Source organism: Stenotrophomonas sp. 86428_Sma, assembly GCF_056481585.1.
In genome coordinates this window covers 236,298-253,269 of the sequence record NZ_CM151156.1, presented here as the reverse complement: position 1 = coordinate 253,269, position 16,972 = coordinate 236,298, and the positions used below count along the sequence as shown (strand labels likewise).

Annotated in this window: 14 protein-coding genes; 6 read left to right on the top strand and 8 right to left on the bottom strand. The window is 67.7% G+C overall.

Features of this window, described 5'->3' with window-relative positions:
* Positions 1–153 precede the first annotated feature (153 nt).
* Positions 154–990 (top strand): DUF2884 family protein, encoded by an 837-nt coding sequence (locus ACZK3J_RS01075; protein WP_414577501.1) that lies wholly within the window; start codon positions 154–156, stop codon positions 988–990.
* A 75-nt stretch (positions 991–1,065) separates the two neighbouring features.
* Here the strand turns inward: ACZK3J_RS01075 and zapE are convergent, their stop codons facing one another.
* Positions 1,066–2,166, bottom strand: coding sequence for a cell division protein ZapE (gene zapE, locus ACZK3J_RS01070; protein ID WP_478476300.1), 1,101 nt, complete (start codon positions 2,164–2,166; stop codon positions 1,066–1,068).
* Positions 2,163–2,834, bottom strand: coding sequence for an alpha/beta hydrolase (locus ACZK3J_RS01065; protein ID WP_049400585.1), 672 nt, complete (start codon positions 2,832–2,834; stop codon positions 2,163–2,165). The genes zapE and ACZK3J_RS01065 overlap by 4 nt, the downstream gene beginning before the upstream one ends.
* Before the next feature lie 43 nt (positions 2,835–2,877).
* On the opposite strand from ACZK3J_RS01065, the gene ACZK3J_RS01060 reads away from it, so the two are divergent.
* Complete coding sequence (locus ACZK3J_RS01060) at positions 2,878–3,735, top strand: EamA family transporter (protein ID WP_032128214.1); 858 nt, start codon at positions 2,878–2,880, stop codon at positions 3,733–3,735.
* A gap of 60 nt (positions 3,736–3,795) precedes the next feature.
* Here the strand turns inward: ACZK3J_RS01060 and ACZK3J_RS01055 are convergent, their stop codons facing one another.
* The 3 genes from ACZK3J_RS01055 to ACZK3J_RS01045 form a co-directional block, all read right to left on the bottom strand.
* Positions 3,796–5,238 carry an ExeM/NucH family extracellular endonuclease gene (locus ACZK3J_RS01055; protein ID WP_049400583.1) on the bottom strand — a complete coding sequence of 481 codons (1,443 nt, stop codon included), beginning with the start codon at positions 5,236–5,238 and terminating at the stop codon, positions 3,796–3,798.
* A gap of 172 nt (positions 5,239–5,410) precedes the next feature.
* On the bottom strand, positions 5,411–5,929 hold the full coding sequence (locus ACZK3J_RS01050; RefSeq protein ID WP_149909497.1) for a c-type cytochrome: 519 nt from the start codon (positions 5,927–5,929) through the stop codon (positions 5,411–5,413).
* 205 nt (positions 5,930–6,134) lie between these two features.
* Complete coding sequence (locus ACZK3J_RS01045) at positions 6,135–6,743, bottom strand: TetR/AcrR family transcriptional regulator (protein WP_005407661.1); 609 nt, start codon at positions 6,741–6,743, stop codon at positions 6,135–6,137.
* Between the two features lie 161 nt (positions 6,744–6,904).
* Between ACZK3J_RS01045 and ACZK3J_RS01040 the strand changes: the two genes are divergently transcribed.
* From ACZK3J_RS01040 to ACZK3J_RS01030, 3 genes are read left to right on the top strand one after another with little or no spacing between them, the layout of a single operon-like run.
* Positions 6,905–8,068, top strand: coding sequence for an isovaleryl-CoA dehydrogenase (locus ACZK3J_RS01040; RefSeq protein ID WP_014645571.1), 1,164 nt, complete (start codon positions 6,905–6,907; stop codon positions 8,066–8,068).
* Positions 8,069–8,078: 10 nt separating this feature from the next.
* Positions 8,079–9,689, top strand: a complete 1,611-nt coding sequence (locus ACZK3J_RS01035) for a carboxyl transferase domain-containing protein (RefSeq protein WP_049400582.1) — start codon at positions 8,079–8,081, stop codon at positions 9,687–9,689.
* A gap of 8 nt (positions 9,690–9,697) precedes the next feature.
* Positions 9,698–11,698: an acetyl/propionyl/methylcrotonyl-CoA carboxylase subunit alpha gene (locus ACZK3J_RS01030; protein ID WP_414574478.1), complete on the top strand. Its 2,001-nt coding sequence runs from the start codon at positions 9,698–9,700 to the stop codon at positions 11,696–11,698.
* Positions 11,699–11,716: 18 nt separating this feature from the next.
* Here ACZK3J_RS01030 and ACZK3J_RS01025 read toward each other — a convergent pair whose 3' ends face one another.
* The gene (locus ACZK3J_RS01025; protein WP_049462820.1) at positions 11,717–12,913 is read right to left on the bottom strand and encodes a putative peptide maturation dehydrogenase; all 1,197 of its coding nucleotides are present in this window, start codon (positions 12,911–12,913) and stop codon (positions 11,717–11,719) included.
* Between the two features lie 120 nt (positions 12,914–13,033).
* Between ACZK3J_RS01025 and ACZK3J_RS01020 the strand changes: the two genes are divergently transcribed.
* A complete protein-coding gene (locus ACZK3J_RS01020; RefSeq protein WP_049462810.1) occupies positions 13,034–13,321 on the top strand; it encodes an NHLP-related RiPP peptide in 288 nt (95 codons plus the stop codon).
* A gap of 3 nt (positions 13,322–13,324) precedes the next feature.
* Here the strand turns inward: ACZK3J_RS01020 and ACZK3J_RS01015 are convergent, their stop codons facing one another.
* Positions 13,325–15,814, bottom strand: a complete 2,490-nt coding sequence (locus ACZK3J_RS01015) for a putative peptide modification system cyclase (protein ID WP_478476299.1) — start codon at positions 15,812–15,814, stop codon at positions 13,325–13,327.
* Positions 15,815–15,856: 42 nt separating this feature from the next.
* Positions 15,857–16,900, bottom strand: coding sequence for a GGDEF domain-containing protein (locus ACZK3J_RS01010; protein WP_071229558.1), 1,044 nt, complete (start codon positions 16,898–16,900; stop codon positions 15,857–15,859).
* Positions 16,901–16,972: the final 72 nt, after the last annotated feature.

The window sequence follows — 16,972 nt, the reverse complement described above, 5'->3', positions numbered from 1 at the left end:
CTTCACATGACAGTGATGAAACTGGCTAGGGACAACCCTGTGGATAGGTGGTGGGCAGTCGGTGGGAATCCGGTGGACGGGTGACTTCCGGCCGGTGACGCCCGCGCGCTGGCAGCGGATGCTGGCCGCTCGCTCCCGGAAAAGGATGCTCCGATGCACCTGCGGTTGCCCGCGCTGGCCCTGCTGCCTGCCCTGTTCATTGCCCCGGCGCTGGCCGCCGAAGGGCCGGACCTGCGTTCGGACCAGTGCGGCATCCATACCGACTACGACGTGCTGGTGGACAGCGGCGGCATCTGGCTGCGGCATGGCCCGCAGGCGCCGCATGAAGTGGTGTTCCACGATGGCGTGCTGAGCCTGGACGACACGATCGTGCCGGTCAGCGAGGCCGACGCCGCCCGCCTGCGGCAGATGGAGGCCGGGGCGCGGCAGCTGATGCCGGCGGCCACCGCGCTGGCCCATGAAGTGAGTGGGCTGAGCTTCGACGTGCTCGACGGGGTCTATGAGAGCCTCACCGGCACCGCCAACAGCCGCAAGGTCCGGCGCCTGCGCCGGCAGGCCGATGACTGGATCGGCGGCACGCTGGGCAAGGGTTACTGGGAACAGGCAGTGTTCGGGCCGGGCTTCGAGGCCAAGGTGCAGGACATGGCCGAGTCGCTGTCCGCGTCCATCGCCCGCAGCGTGCTGTGGCAGGTGTTCACCGGCCGCAGCGATGCGATGGAAGAACGCGCCGACCGCCTGGACGCGCAGATGGAACAGCAGCTGGAAGGCCGCGCCGAGCGCATCGAGGCCCGCGCGCAGGCGCTGTGCCCGCTGGTGCAGTCGCTGGCCGACACCCACGACGCGCTGGAAGTGCGCTACCAGGGCCAACCGCTGCGGCTGCTGGAGCGCGGCGAGAGCGTGCGGGTGGAGCACGGCGATGGCTCGGGCCTGCATGTGTCGGCCGGGCCGGATGAGCGGCCGCGTGGGAATGCGGTGGCGCCGACCCGGTAACCGCGCGGCGGATGCCGGCCAGCGGCCGGCACTACCGGAACCCTGGCCGGCAACGCATTTACCTGGGTGGCGCCCTCACGCCCGGTGCGGGGTACCCAGGTACTCGGCGCTCTGCATTTCGATCAGGCGCGAGGCGGTGCGCTCGAACGCGCCCTGCAGGCGCTGGCCGGTGTACAGCTCGATCGGCGAGGTACTGGCGGTGCAGACCAGGTTGACGTGGCGGTCGTACAGTTCGTCGATCAGGTTGACGAAGCGGCGCGCGGCATCTTCGTTCAAACGGTCGAAGGCGGGGATGCCGCCCAGCAGCACGGTGTTGAACTCGTGCGCGATCTCGATGTAATCCGACGGGCCACGCGGGCCTTCGCACAACGCGGCGAAATCGAACCAGGCAGTGCTCTTGCCACGGCCGCGCACCGGGATCTTGCGGCCTTCGATCTCGATGTTGCCGGGCTTGGCCGGCTGGCCGCCGCTCAGTTCGTTCCAGCGCGTGGCCAGCCACTCATCACTGTCGGCGGCCAACGGTGCGCGGTACACCGGCGAGCGGGTCAGCGCGCGCATCCGGTAATCCTCGGTGCCCTCGGCGTACAGCTCCACGCAGAAGCGCTGCAGCAGGCCGATGGCCGGCAGGAAGCTCTCGCGCTGCAGGCCGTTGAGGTACAGGTTCTCCACCGCGGTGTTGGAGGTGGTCACCAGGGTCACGCCCTCGGCGAACAGGCGCTCCAGCAGCCGTGCCAGCAGCATCGCGTCGCCGATGTCGGTGACGAAGAATTCGTCCAGCACCAGCACGCGCAGGTTGCTGCGCCATTCCTGGGCGATCTTCGCCAGCGGGTCGCTCTGCCCCTGGTGCTCACGCAGGCGCTCGTGGACGCTGCGCATGAAGCGGTGGAAATGCGTGCGGTACTTCTGTTTGATCGGCAGGCCGTCGTAGAACAGGTCGACCAGGAAGGTCTTGCCACGGCCGACGCCGCCCCAGAAGTACAGACCCTTCACCGGCTCGGGCTTCTTCCAGAACGAGGACAGGCGGTCCAGCCAGCCGTCTTCGGCGCTGTCGACCAGGCCCAGGTGGATGCGGTCCAGTTCGGCCAGCGCTGCGTGCTGGGCCGGGTCGTTCTGCCAGTCGCCACGGGCAACCCCTTCCGCGTACCGCTGCGACGGGGTCAGCTCGGTTGCACTCATGCCGCCGCGCCCAGCCAGTGCTTCACGCCGTGGGTCAGCGCGCCACGCAGATCGATCAGCTTGCGGTGGAAGAAGTGGCTGGTCTCGGGCATGCGCACCAGCTCATGCGGGACGTCCAGCGTGTCCAGCCACTGGTAGACGGCCTGCGGGTCGACGATCTCATCCTGCTCGCCCTGGATCACCAGCCAGCGCGCCGGCGGCGCGATGCCATCGAAGTCCCAGCGACCGGCCGGCGGCGCGATCGAGATCAGCGCTTCCGGCTGCAGCGCGGCAGCGGCCTTCAAAGAAACGAACGAGCCGAAGCTGAAACCGGCCAGCCACAGGCGGTCGTCCGGGCGCTGGCTGCGCACCCAGGCGGCGACGGCTTTCAGGTCGTCCTGCTCGCCCACGCCATGGTCGAACTCACCGGCCGACGCGCCGACGCTGCGGAAGTTGAAGCGTACCGTGGCGATGCCCAGCTCGCGCAGCGTGGTGGCGGTCATGGTGACCACCTTGTTGTGCAGGGTGCCGCCTTCGGTGGACAGCGGATGGCAGACGATGGCCACGATCGGCTGCACCGGCACATCGGCCTTGGGCAGGTCAACGACCACTTCCAGCGGGCCGGCCGGGCCGTCCAGTTCGAGGCAGGCGGTTTCGCCGGGGGCGACGGGGAACGAAGGCTTGTGCATGGCACCATGATACCGTCCCCTGCCCCTGCCCTGTGCCCGCCCCATGCTCTACCTGTCCTTGGCCGTGATCTGCAGCGTGCTGGTTTCGGTGTTGTTGAAGGTGGCCGGACGCCGCCAGCTGGATGTTTCGCAGATGGTCACCTGGAACTATCTGGTGGCGGCAACGCTCACCGCCGTGGTGCTGCAGCCGCCGCTGGACGCACTGCGCGCGCCACATGCCCCGTGGCTGTCGCTGCTGGCACTGGCGGTGGTGCTGCCATCGATCTTCCTGGTGCTGGGCCGCGCGGTGGCGGTGGCCGGCATCGTCCGCAGCGACGTGGCGCAGCGCTTGTCGTTGCTGCTGTCTTTGGCCGCCGCCTTCCTGTTCTTCGGCCAGACTGCGACGCCGTGGAAGCTCGCCGGTCTCGGCCTGGGCCTGCTGGCGATGGTGGCGATCAGCCTGCGCCCGCGCGGCCCGGCGGTGGCGTCCTCACCCGGCGGCTGGGGCTGGCTGCTGGGCGTCTGGGCCGGGTTCGCGGTGGTCGACGTGCTGCTCAAGCAGGTGGCGCTGTCCGGCACGCCGTCGATGGCGGCGGTGCTGGCCAGCTTCAGCGTGGCCTTCGTGCTGATGCTGGCACTTCAGCTGTGGCGGCACGCCAGTGGCCGCAGCCGGTTGGCCTGGCGCAACCTCGGTGCGGGCGCGCTGCTGGGCCTGCTCAACGGCGGCAACATTCTTTTCTATGTGCACGCGCATCAGTCCATGCCGGAGAGCCCGGCCACCGTGTTCGCCGGCATGAACATCGGCGTGGTGGTGCTGGGCGCGCTGGTGGGCGTGTTCGCCTTCGGCGAGGCCACCACGAAGTGGAACCGCGCCGGGCTGGCGCTGGCGGTGCTGGCGATTGGATTGATCGCCTGGGGGTGAGCCCGGCCTCGGGGTCAGAGCCCATTTCGTTGGAATGGGATCCGACCCCGGCGCTGGGCGTTATTTATCGAAGCCCAGCAGCAACGGATCGTGGTCGGAGCTGCGCCACGGGCCCTGCACGTTGCGGCCCTGGTAGCCGCTGGCGTCCTGTTCGTCGGCATTGCTGTGCCACTCGGCGGCACCGCGCAGGCGCTGGGCCATGCCCGGGCTCAGCAGTGCATGGTCGAGGCGGCCGGTATAGCCGTTGTAGACGTAGCTGTAAGGATGCTCGACCTGGGCGACCTTGAATGCGTCCTGCCAGCCCAGGTCATGCAGGGTGCGGATCGGGTCTTCCATCGCGTAGGCGTTGAAATCGCCCAGCAGCACCACGTCCTTCACCTTCAGGCGGCCAGCTTCGGCCTGCACCCACTGGTTCAACTGCTTTGCCGATTCCACCCGGGTGGCATTCCAGCAACCCTGGCCATCGTTGCGGTCGGCATCGCCGCCGCTGGCATCACGGCAGCCCTTGGACTTGAAATGGTTGGCGACCACCATGAACGGTGCGCCCTTGCCCTGGAAGGCCTGCGCCAGCGGTGCGCGGCTGTGTTCGGCGAACGGACCGTCGGTTCTGGTCAAAGGCTTGCCCAGCGGCTTGAACGCGCTCCTGCGATAGATGATGCCAACCCGGATCGGGTTGCTGCCCGGCCCCTCGCCGGCATCGACGAAGGCCCACTGCTTGTCGGCGGCAAGACCGGCGTTGAGGGCGCTGACCAGTTCGGCGATGGCCGACTGCGGGCCATAGCCATCGTTTTCCAGTTCCATCAACGCGGCGATGTCGGCACCGAGCGCGTTGACCGTGGCCACCAGCTTGCCGACCTGCGCCTTGTGCTCTTCCAGCGTGCGTGCGCCGCGCAGGGTCGGGAAGCCACCGCCCTGGCCATCGCCATTGAAGAAGTTCTCCAGGTTGAATGCAGCGATATGCAGGCTGCCCGGCACCGTCGGCACCGCCGGACGCTTCAGCTCGGGCAACGTGAGTGCACCCTCGACCTGCAGGCGCGGACGGCCCTGTGCGTCCACGTGCACGACACCTTCCACATTGCGCAGCTGCATGCCGGTGCGCAGCACCGGGTTGGCTGGCAGGTAGGCCACGCTGGCCGGGTCGCGGGCTTCGCTGCCGTCGTCCAGCAGCAGGCGGCGGCGCTGGTTGTCGGCCATCACCTGCTCATAGCCGGCAGTACCCGGCGCGGCCACTTCGGTCGGCTGCCAGAGGCGGCCATCGAAGGCCACGGTGAGCTGCCCAAAGCGCTCCAGGCCATCGGTGCCGGCCAGGGTGAGCGGTGCGGCGATGCGCACGCGCTGGCCATCCAGCGCACGCCAGTCGGCCGGCGCGGTGGTCAGCACCACGGTGGCGCTGCTGCGCGCGGCGGACGGCGACGCGACCGGTGCGGCCTGCGGCTGGGCCTGGGCAAAGGCGCCGGCCGGCAGCAGCAGGGACAGGGCAAGGGCGAGGGAACGGCGGCGCATCGACGGGCGACTCCATGGAAGAGGCGCACAGACTAACCCTGAAATACGAAACCCCGCCTGCGGGCAGGGTTTTGACCTTGGTGGGCAAAGCCTGGGTCGTGCCGGCCGCTGGCCGGCAACCTCATGACCTTGGTGCGATGCGTGGTTGCCGGCCAGCGGCCGGCACTACCGGTTACTTCAGGTTGCCCAGCATCCAGTCCACGGTGGCGTGGATCTGTTCCTCGGTCAGCGCCGGGTTGCCGCCCTTGGGCGGCATGATGCCGCCATCCGGGCCGGTATAGCCCTCGATGGCGTGCTTGTAGAGGGTCTCCTTGCCCTGTGCGATGCGCTTGTCCCAGTGCGAATGGTCCAGCGTCGGCGCCATGCCCACGCCGGTGGTGTGGCAGGCGGTGCACAGGTTGTCGAAGATGACCTTGCCGTCCTTGGTGCCGCCGTAGGCCACCTGCGAGGCGGCCTTGGCCAGCGCGGCGGCCTTGGCCGCAGCCTGCGCGGCGGCGCCGGTGCTGCCGGCATAGACCGCGCCGGTGGGCGAGATGCGCTGTTCGGTGCGCTTGGCCGCGGTCGGCGACACCTCGGGCGGAATCCGGGTGTGGATGTATGCGGCAAGGAGGATGAGGCCGAGGGTGATGGTCGCCAGCAGCGCGATCACCATGGAGAAGCGTTTCAGGAACTCCAGATCGTAATTCCGCACTCTTCGTTACCCCTGGCTGATAGTCGTTGGACCACGGCTGAGCGACTGCGTGATGGACCGAGTATAGAACGCGCTTTGCGTGCGACAACAGGCGTCACTGCTGGTGCGGCGCAGCATTCGGACCCGGTAGTGCCGGCCGCTGCCCGGCATCGCCAGCCCGCCGGATGGATCGTGCAGAAGCCGGCCAGCGGCCGGCTCTACCGGATTACCGGGCGCCGATCGCGCGCAGGCAGAAGCTGCAGATCGCATCCACCAGTGCGTCTTCGTCGCGGTGTGCTTCGCGGCTGGGCGCGGTCGGGCCGACCATCGCCTCGGTGAAGGCGCCGACCAGGCAGGCGGCGGCCACATGCGCGTCCTGCGCCGGCAGCTCACCGGCGGCCACGCCCTCCTCCACCAGCCGCAGGAACACGTCGCCGAAGGCACGACGACCACGCATGCGCTCGGCTTCCACGTCCGGGTCGACCGGTTCGACGATGAAGGCATGCGCCAGCCCCGGCCCGGCCAGGGCGCGGCGGACGAAGGCGGTGATCGCCAACCGCAGGCGCTCGCTGGCCACCTCCGGGCCGCTGGCGATGCGCTCCATGATCGCGACCTCGTGGGCCACCGCGGCGTTGAGCACCTCCACGAACAGCTCGGCCTTGGACGGGAAGTGCCGGTAGATCAGGCCGGTGGACACCCCCGCCTGGGTCGCCACGGCGGTCACCGGGGCATTGCGCCAGCCGCCGGTGGCGACCAGCTCACGGGTGGCCAGCAGGATCCGTTCACGGGCCCCGGCCAGGCGTTCTTCCATCAGTGCAGAGCGTTTGTAGGCCATGTTTTGATTCTAGTTTCAATTTTTGAATTTGTATTCACTTCTTACCCGAACCCCGCTACGCTGGGGTCCAATCGCCCGTGCGGGCAGCGGTCCTGCAGACCGCCGCCCGCTCCCCCGCCGGGTGCGTCCATTTCCTGCCATCCCGCCGTGGAGCCACCACAATGCACGTGCCATCCCTGAACTTCGATCTTGGCGAAGACATCGACCTGCTGCGCCAGAGCGTGGCCCATTTTGCCGCCGCCGAGGTCGCACCGCTGGCCGCCGAGGCCGATGCCAGCAACCAGTTCCCGCTGGCCCTGTGGCCGAAGCTGGGCGAGCAGGGCCTGCTCGGCCTCACCGTGGAAGAAGAATACGGCGGCACCGGCATGGGTTACCTGGCCCATGTGGTGGCGATGGAAGAAATCTCGCGTGCCTCCGGCGGCATCGGCCTGTCCTATGGCGCGCACTCCAACCTGTGCGTGAACCAGCTGCGCAAGAACGGCAACGAAGAACAGAAGCAGCGCTTCCTGCCCGGCCTGTGCAACGGCAGCCTGGTCGGCGCGCTGGCGATGAGCGAGCCGGGTGCCGGTTCGGACGTGGTGTCGATGAAGCTGCGCGCCGACAAGCGCGGTGACCGCTACGTGCTCAACGGCAACAAGATGTGGATCACCAACGGCCCGGACGCCGACGTGCTGGTGGTCTATGCCAAGACCGACATGGAGGCCGGCGCCAAGGGCATCACCGCGTTCCTGGTCGAGAAGGGCATGAAGGGCTTCTCCACCGCGCAGAAGCTGGACAAGCTGGGCATGCGCTCCTCGCCCACCTGCGAGCTGGTGTTCCAGGACTGCGAGATTCCCGAAGAAAACGTGCTGGGCCAGGTCGGTGGTGGCGTGCGCGTGTTGATGTCCGGCCTGGATTACGAGCGCGTGGTCCTTTCTGGTGGCCCGCTGGGCCTGATGGCCGCGGCCATGGACGTGGTCATGCCCTATGTGCACGAGCGCCACCAGTTCGGCGAACCGATCGGCAGCTTCCAGCTGATCCAGGCCAAGATTGCCGACATGTACGTGGGGCTGGGCGCGTGCCGCGCCTACGTCTATGCCGTCGCGCGCGCCTGCGACCAGGGCCGCACCACCCGCCAGGATGCCGCCGGTGCCATTCTGTACGCCGCCGAGAAGGCCACCTGGCTGACCGGCCAGGCGATCCAGATCCTGGGCGGCAACGGCTACATCAACGAATATCCGACCGGCCGCTTGTGGCGCGACGCCAAGCTGTATGAAATCGGCGCCGGCACGTCGGAGATCCGCCGCATGCTGATCGGCCGCGAACTGTTCCAGCGCACCCTGTAAGGCCAACGCGATGACCGTCCTGAACAGCCAGCTGCAACCGGGCAGCGAAACGTTTGAAAGCAACCGCGCCGCCATGCAGGCCGTGGTCGACGACCTGCATGCCACCCTCGCCCGCACCGCGCTGGGCGGCAGCGAAGCCGCGCGCGCCAAGCACACCGCACGCGGCAAGCTGCTGGTGCGCGACCGCATCGACGCCCTGCTCGATCCCGGCAGCGCCTTCCTGGAAATCGCGCCGCTGGCCGCGCACGGCATGTACGAAGACGCCGTGCCCGCCGCGGGCGTGGTGGCCGGCATCGGCCGCGTCAGCGGCGTGGAATGCGTGATCGTGGCCAACGACGCCACGGTGAAGGGCGGCACCTACTACCCGATGACGGTGAAGAAGCACCTGCGCGCGCAGGAGATCGCCGAGCAGAACCACCTGCCCTGCATCTACCTGGTCGATTCCGGTGGCGCCTTCCTGCCGCTGCAGGACGAGGTGTTCCCCGACCGCGATCATTTCGGCCGCATCTTCTACAACCAGGCCAACCTGTCCGCGCAGGGCATCCCGCAGATTGCCTGCGTGATGGGTAGCTGCACCGCCGGCGGCGCCTATGTGCCGGCGATGAGCGATGAGACGGTGATCGTGCGCGAACAGGGCACCATCTTCCTCGGCGGCCCGCCGCTGGTGAAGGCCGCCACCGGTGAAGTGGTGACGGCCGAGGAACTGGGCGGTGCCGACGTGCACACGCGCATTTCCGGCGTTGCCGACCACATGGCCGACAACGACCTGCAGGCGCTGGCGCGGGTGCGCGCGATCATCGCGCAGTTGAACTGGCGCAAGCCGGAGCCGGCGATGGCGGTGCAGGCCAACGAGGAACCACTGTTGCCGGCGCACGAGCTGTATGGCGTGATCCCGGCCGACACGCGCAAGCCCTACGACGTGCGCGAGGTCATCGCGCGCCTGGTCGATGGCTCGCGCTTCGATGAGTTCAAGCCGCGCTACGGCGCAACGCTGGTGACCGGCTTTGCGCATCTGAACGGCTACCCGATCGGCATCATCGCCAACAACGGCATCCTGTTCTCCGAGTCGGCACTGAAGGGCGCACACTTCATCGAGCTGTGCACCCAGCGCAACATCCCGCTGGTGTTCCTGCAGAACATTACCGGCTTCATGGTCGGCCGCAAGTACGAACAGGGCGGCATCGCCAAGGACGGCGCCAAGCTGGTGATGGCCGTGGCCTGCGCCAAGGTGCCCAAGTTCACCGTGGTCATCGGTGGTTCGTTCGGTGCCGGCAACTACGGCATGTGCGGCCGCGCGTACTCGCCGAACTTCCTGTGGATGTGGCCGAACGCACGCATCGGCGTGATGGGCGGCGAACAGGCCGCCAGCGTGCTGGCCACGGTCAAGCGCGATGGCATCGAAGCCAAGGGCGGCCAGTGGCCGGCAGTGGAGGAAGATGCATTCAAGGCACCTATCCGCGACCAGTTCGAGCAGCAGGGCCATCCGTACTACGCCAGCGCGCGCCTGTGGGATGACGGCGTGATCGATCCGGCCGACACCCGCCGGGTGCTGGCCCTGGCGCTGTCGGCCAGCCTCAACGCCGCCCCGCAGCAGACGCGCTTCGGCGTGTTCCGCATGTAACCCGTGCCATGACCGAGTCTGTTGCCATGTTCACCAAAGTCCTGATCGCCAACCGTGGCGAAATCGCCTGTCGCGTCATCGCCACCTGCCGCCGCCTCGGCATCGCCACCGTGGCGGTGTATTCCGATGCGGACCGCAACGCACGCCATGTGCGCCTGGCCGACGAAGCCATCCACATTGGTCCGGCCGCCGCACGTGAGAGCTACCTGCGCAGCGATGCCCTGCTCGACGCCGCACGCCTGACCGGCGCGCAGGCGATCCACCCCGGCTACGGCTTCCTGTCCGAGAACGCCGACTTCGCCGATGCCTGCGCGGCGGCCGGCATCACCTTCATCGGCCCGCCGGCCAGCGCCATCCGCGCGATGGGCGACAAGAGCGCGGCCAAGGCGCTGATGGCCGAGGCCGGTGTGCCGCTGACCCCCGGCTATCACGGCGACCAGCAGGCGCCGGACTTCCTGCGCGCACAGGCCGACGGCATCGGCTACCCGGTGCTGATCAAGGCCAGCGCCGGCGGCGGTGGCAAGGGCATGCGCAAGGTCGAGCGCAGCGAGGACTTCGTCGATGCACTGGCCAGCTGCCAGCGCGAGGCGGCCTCGGCGTTCGGCAACGACCATGTGCTGGTCGAGAAGTACGTCGAGCGCCCACGCCATATCGAGATCCAGGTGTTCGGCGACAGCCACGGTGAGGCGGTCTACCTGTTCGAGCGCGACTGCTCGGTGCAGCGCCGCCACCAGAAGGTACTGGAAGAAGCACCCGCGCCGGGCATGAGTCCCGAACGTCGTGCTGCGATGGGCAAGGCGGCAGTCGATGCCGCGCGCGCGGTGGGCTACGTCGGTGCCGGCACGGTGGAGTTCATCGCCGGCCCGGACGGCGATTTCTACTTCATGGAAATGAACACCCGCCTGCAGGTCGAGCACCCGGTGACCGAGTACATCACCGGCACCGACCTGGTGGAGTGGCAGCTGCGCGTGGCCTCGGGCCAGCCGCTGCCGCTGCGCCAGGAACAGCTGGCGATCCACGGCCACGCCATCGAAGCGCGCCTGTATGCCGAAGATGCCGACCGGGGCTTCCTGCCCTCCACCGGCACCCTGCGCCGCCTGCGCCTTCCGACCCCGTCGGCCCATGTGCGCGTGGATACCGGCGTGGAGGAAGGCGACAGCATCACCCCGTACTACGATCCGATGATTGCCAAGCTGATCGTCTGGGACCTGGACCGCGAGGCCGCACTGCGCCGCATGAGCCAGGCGCTGGCCGACTGCCAGGTGGTGGGCGTGACCACCAATGCCGGTTTCCTGCGTCGCCTGGTCAACACCGATTCGTTCGCGCACGCCAAGCTGGACACCGCGCTGATCGAACGCGAACAGGCGGCATTGAGTGCAGTGGGCGACACGGATGATGCCCTGTGGCAGCTGGCTGCGGTGGCTGCGGTTGCAAGCACGGGCGGCGCCAGCACCGACGCGCGCGATCCGCATTCGCCGTGGCAGGCCCAGGACGGCTGGCGCCTTGGCGCATCGGCACCGCGCGTGCTGCCGCTGCAGCAGGGCGAACGCAAGCACACGCTGAAGGTGTGGACGCAGACCGATGGCTGGCGCGTGCAGTGCGATGACGCCGCGCCGGTGCAGGTGCTTGGCACGGCCGATGCGCAGCATCTGACCGTGCTGCTGGGCGAGCGCCGCTGGTCGTTGCAGCTACTGCGCGAAGGCGACCAGCTGTATCTGTTCGGCGCCGATGGCCAGCACCGCTTCACCCTGCACGATCCGGTGGGCGAATCGGACCACGCCGTGGCCGATGCCGGCAGCCTGCTGGCGCCGATGCCGGGCAAGATCGTCGCGACACTGGTCGCGGCCGGCACCGAGGTCAAGCGCGGCACGCCGCTGGTGGTGCTGGAAGCGATGAAGATGGAGCACACCCTGCAGGCACCGGCAGACGGCACGGTGAAGGGCTACCGCGCCAAGGCCGGCGACCAGGTGGGTGACGGTGCGGTGCTGGTGGACTTCGAAGCGGCGTGAACGATGACGCGCCGGGCCCTAGGGCCCGGCTGCATCGGCATTCCCTGCCCGTGGGTCCGCCCGCGGCCACACGTGGCCATCCGGGTCCAGCTCCGCGGTGATCTTTGTGCCACTGCGCCAGCCCAGCCCGCAGATCGCCAACGCACCTTCGGCCATCGGCTGCAGGCCAAGCGCACGCCCGGCCTCGGATTCATTGATGGCCGCTGTAACAAAAGCGCCCAGGCCCAGTGCGGTGGCCGACGCATACAGTGCCTGTGAAACATGGCCTGCATCCAGCGTGACAGCGCGGTAGGCCTTGGCATGGTTCCGATACTTCCAGAAGTTGCGCTCGAAGCGGCACACCAGCACCAGCAGCACGTGTGCATCGGCGAACCAATGCTGCCCGGCCAGCAAGCGCTGGCACAGCGACTCCAGGTCCTGTGGCTGTGCCGGCAGCCGGCCCAGCTCGTGCGCCACCGCATGGTAGTGATACAGCCCCGGGGCCATTCCCTCCACGTTGCGTACCAGCAAGTAGGCCTCCAGCGGATGCAGGCTGCCGGCTGAAGGCACGTTCTTCTTCAGGAACCGCACACCTGGATCGGTTTCCACCTCGGCCTGTGCCATCAGCACCTGCTGCAGCACGCGCGCCAGCAGTGGCAACGGCAGCGCACGCGCGCTATCGAAGTTGCGGCAGGTAGCCCGTGCCTGCAGCTGCGACTGCATCGGATCATCCTCGTAGCACGGCAGTGCCTGCGCGCCATGTATACGCGGAGGTGCCTCGGGTGGCGGACTGCCGTAGCTGCGCACCAGATCGCGTGCGGTCACCAGCTGGTGCTGCTCCATGTCCTGCACGCTGTCCACCTCGTCCCAGCACGACTGCTGGTAGTGCACCGCCGACAGCGGCCACCAGTGACTATCGCGCAGGCGCTGCTCGGCAGCGCAGGCCTTGGCGTGGGCCGGATCATCGCTGACCAGCAGGCCCTGCTGCAGCAATGACAGCACCCGACCGCGCGCGTCCGCTGCTTCCGGCAACGGCTGCCACTGTTCGGCACTGCAGGCCAGCAACCAGGCACAGCTTTCCGCGTCGATCACCTGCACCGACGGCAGGTGCGCCGCACGCACCTGCAGGACCGGCTGCAGCTGCACGCCGGTACCACCAGCCAGTAGTTCCTCCAGGTTGAAGGACGGGCGTTCGACCGGCTCGACGAACAAGGTCCGGCAACGACGGAATCTCATCGCAATGGCATCCGAGGGCTGTTCGGGGCGCCGATCATAGCGTGGCGGGTGCACGTACCCATCAACTTCGCGGCGCCACCGCCGATAATTCCATTTTCCCATTCTGCCGGTGCTGATCCCATGTCTGCTTCCCCCCTTTCCGCCGACGTTGTCCAGCAGCTGCTGGAGCGCCTGGCCAGCGATGATGCCTTCCGGTCCGAGTTTGCCAAGGATCCCGGCCTGGCCCTGCTCGCACTGGGTGCGGACGAAGACACCGTGCGTGCCTGCCGTGCATCACTGGCGTCCCTGGGCAGCAAGATGGAGTTCGCCCAGGCCGCATCACGCATGCGGACCCTGCTTGGGACACGCGCCGCCTTCAATGTGCCGTTCCTGTTCGAGGATGGCTTGCCTGGTCTCCAGCAGGAGTAACGATCAGGGTGCCGCTGCGTCCGGGCTGCTGTGAGAGGCCACGGGACTCTCCATTAATGCCAGCCGCTGCACGTCGTTCACGTTCAACGGCAGCAGTGCGTAGTCGCCGATGTTCTCTGCAAAGGCCAGGCCGGCATGGTGTTGAAGCCAGCGCAGCTGACGCTGCGCTGCATCGTGCTGACCCTGGGATCGCAGCAGATCCAACTGCAGCACGCGCCACTGGAACAAACTTGCCTGGCGCTGCTGCGCCAACAACTGCTGTGCACGCAGCGTTTCTCCAGCGTCCAGGGCCATGCGTGCCTGCAGCAGGTTCCACAGTTCGCGCAGGCGGGGATCGTCGTCGCGTTCGGGCAGCGCCTGCAGCGCGTCCCTTCGCTGCATGACCACCGTTGCCTGGCCGGCGCGCAGCGCATGGTAGGCAGCGGCAAGAGCGATGAATGCGTTGCGCCGTGCCGATGCAGGCTGGCCACGATCGATCGCCGCGAGCGCGCGATCGAGCACCTGCTGGTACTCCTGCCCCGGCACGGAAACGCCTTGCCGTGCACGCCAGGCCAGCGCCTGCAAAGCGAGGATGTCACACGTCCCACCTGCGCTGGGGCACTGCGACGCAGCCTGCTGCATGTCGCCCGCAGCTTCAGCGCTGCGACCCTGCATGGTCAGCACGGCAGCCCGCTCCATGCGTGTCCCGGGGCCCAGTGGCCCCATCGCGGTGAACCCGGCGTTGGCCGCTTCGAAGTCGCCAGCCAATGCGGCAATCACCGGCTCCATGCCATCGCCGTTCCAACCCGGGTGCAGCCGCGCACCGCGCAGGGCTGCTTCCGCTGCGGAGGCTTCGCCACGGGCCAATTGGATGCGTGCAACAAACGCCAGCACCAATGCACGGCGCGAATGCTGGCGTCCCAGCAGCGGCTGCGTCGCGGCCAGTGCGCCATCGTAGTCACCCTGCGCGAACTGCACCATCGAGTAGTTCATCCAGCCGGCCGGGTCGTCCGGGTACAACTCGGTCAGCATGCGCCATTTGTCAGCGATGCGTGCAGGCGGTGCCCCTTCGAAATCGGCCGCCCAGGCATCGAGATAGAGCTGGTCGCGCGCGGTCAGGTGCGTACGTTGGCTGACCGCCTTGCGGTACAGCGCCGCGGCCTGCTCCAGATTGCCCTTTGCGTGCTGGATGTTCATCTGCCCGACGTAGGCGAAGGCAAAGGCAGGATCCAGTCGGGTCGCCTGCTCGAAGAACATCAACGCATCGTCATAGCGCGCGGCAGCCGTTGCATCGACGCCCTTGGCATAGGCATGCAGTGCGTCCAGATTGGCGGTAGCCACGGTTGGCAGCGGCCGCTGGTCTGCGCCGACGTCACGAAGCGCTTCGCCAAGGTCGGTACGCAGCGCCGCAACCACTTGATCGGTCGAGGCGAGGATCGAATCCAGCCCGCGACCGTCGGCAAAGCGCGTGTAAACGGTCTGTCCGCTACGCGGATCCACGACTTCGACACTGACCCGTACTTTGCCATTGAGCTCCAGCACACTGGGGATCAGTACCGCACGAACTCCGTCACGCAGCGCGACCTCGATGGCCAGCCTGCGGTCCAGCCGCGCCTGCGGCGGCCGCTGCATCAGCTGCAGGGTGTCACGCACCTTCAGCTCGCTGAGGATGTTGACGAAACGCGACTGCCCCAGGCTGATGTACAGCGCCTGCTCCAGGCTACTGTCCAACTGGGGATAAGCCGTGGCGTTGTGCACCGCCGCCACGATCACCCAGTCGCGTTCGGCGAAGGCGATGGCCGGTGCCGGCCGAAACAGCGTCCACAGCACTCCGCATAGCGCCAGCATGAGTGCCGCCTCGGTCACCAGCGCCGCTGGGCGACGCCACAGCGGCAGATCCCGCCACGCTTTTTCACCCGAGCGCGGGCGACGTAGCGGGGCGCTGCCACGCAATCCCACTTCGAATACTTCCTGGCGTTCGCCGATGCCCTTGAAGCGCCAGCAGCCGTGATCCTTCCAGCGCAGCTCGTCAGCCGCCCAGGGCAGTTCGCTGGCTGCCCGACGTGCCATCTGTTCGGCGGCCGCGGACAGCAGGACCTGTCCAGGCCACGCCAGCTGCATCAGGCGCGCAGCCATGGGCTTGGCCAGGCCTTCCACCTCCACCGGTTTTGCGCCGTGGGCAACGGCCTCGGCACTGTTGTTCCACAGCAGCACGTCACCCACGTGCAGGCCGGCGCGTGCACGCAGAACAACGCCACGTTCGCGCCCCAGTGCATCAACGGCGTTCTGGTAGGAAAGAGCAAAGCCGATGCCATCGATGGGACGTTCGAACAGGATGAACAATCCGTCAGACCGATCGATCAGCTGGCCGTTCCAGCGCTGCTGCAGGCCAAGCACCAGGCGGTCATGCTGCTGGAACAGCTCAGCGGCGGCAATGTCACCGATCCGCTCGACCAGCTGCAGCGAATCGCACAGATCGGTGAACAGCAGAGTCCGCACCTGCGAACTCTGCATCGGGAGAAAATCCGGAATGCCGTCCATTGCCACCTCTGCTGCTCATTGTCCGCTTTCGGAGTCGCCGCCCCAGCGCAGGCAGTTGCCACCATCGCGCTTGGCCTGGTACAGCGCGCGGTCCGCGTTGGCGTACCACTCGCTCCAGCCCGCCTCCGGCGCCAGCAGGCTGGCTCCGATGCTGACCAGGCTTACATGCGGCGTGCCATGACTGCGTTCGAGCAGGCCATGCACCGCGCTGAGGATGAACTCGGCCGCGTGCTGCACGATCTCATGGTTGCCACGGCGCAGGATCAGGCAGAACTCATCGCCGCCGAGCCGGCAGGCCAGGTCCTGTTCGCCGGCCATCGAGCGCAGGATGTTGCCCATGCTCTGCAGCACACGGTCGCCGGCCTGGTGGCCGTGGCGGTCGTTGATCTGCTTGAAGCGGTCGCAGTCGATCAGCAGCAGTGCCTGCGGCAACCCTTCGCCATCGGCGCGGCATTCCTGCAGGTACAGGGTGAGGCCACGGCGGTTGTGCAGCCCGGTCAGTTCATCGGTACGTACCAGTTCACGGGTGTGGGTCAACTGGTGGGTGGTGATGTACAGGTTGTCCAGCGCGGTTTCCAGATCGTGGTTGCGCCGGCGCAGCTGGCTGATCAGCGCCTGCTCGTTGGTAAGCACGCGCATGATCGTACGGCGCAGGAAGTAGGCGACCAGGCCGGGATCGGATTCCACCAGGCGATGGAAGTCGGCCGGGCCCAGCTCCAGTACTTCACAGTCGGCCAGCGCGCGTGCACTGGCGCTGCGCAGGTGATCGCCGACCAGCAGGCCAAGCTCACCGAAGAACTCATGCTGGCCGAGCGTCTTGATCACCAGGTCCTCGCCGAAGTCCAGTTCGATCTGGCCTTGGAGGATCACATACATCCGTTCGCCGCGATGGCCACGCTGGAACAACCACTGTCCGGCATGAAGCTTGCATGGACGGGCAAATCTGGCGAACAATGCAACCTCGGCAGCGGACAGCAGCGCGTGCACGATCTCGGCCATCGCCACCCGGGCGATACCTGACGTCACATCACTGTTCTCGGCCGCACCCCTGCCGGTCATTCCCTGCACCCGCCGCCAGCGTCCCCTGGTGAGCCGCGGAGCATAGCACCGCTTTAAAGTGTGCGCCCTATC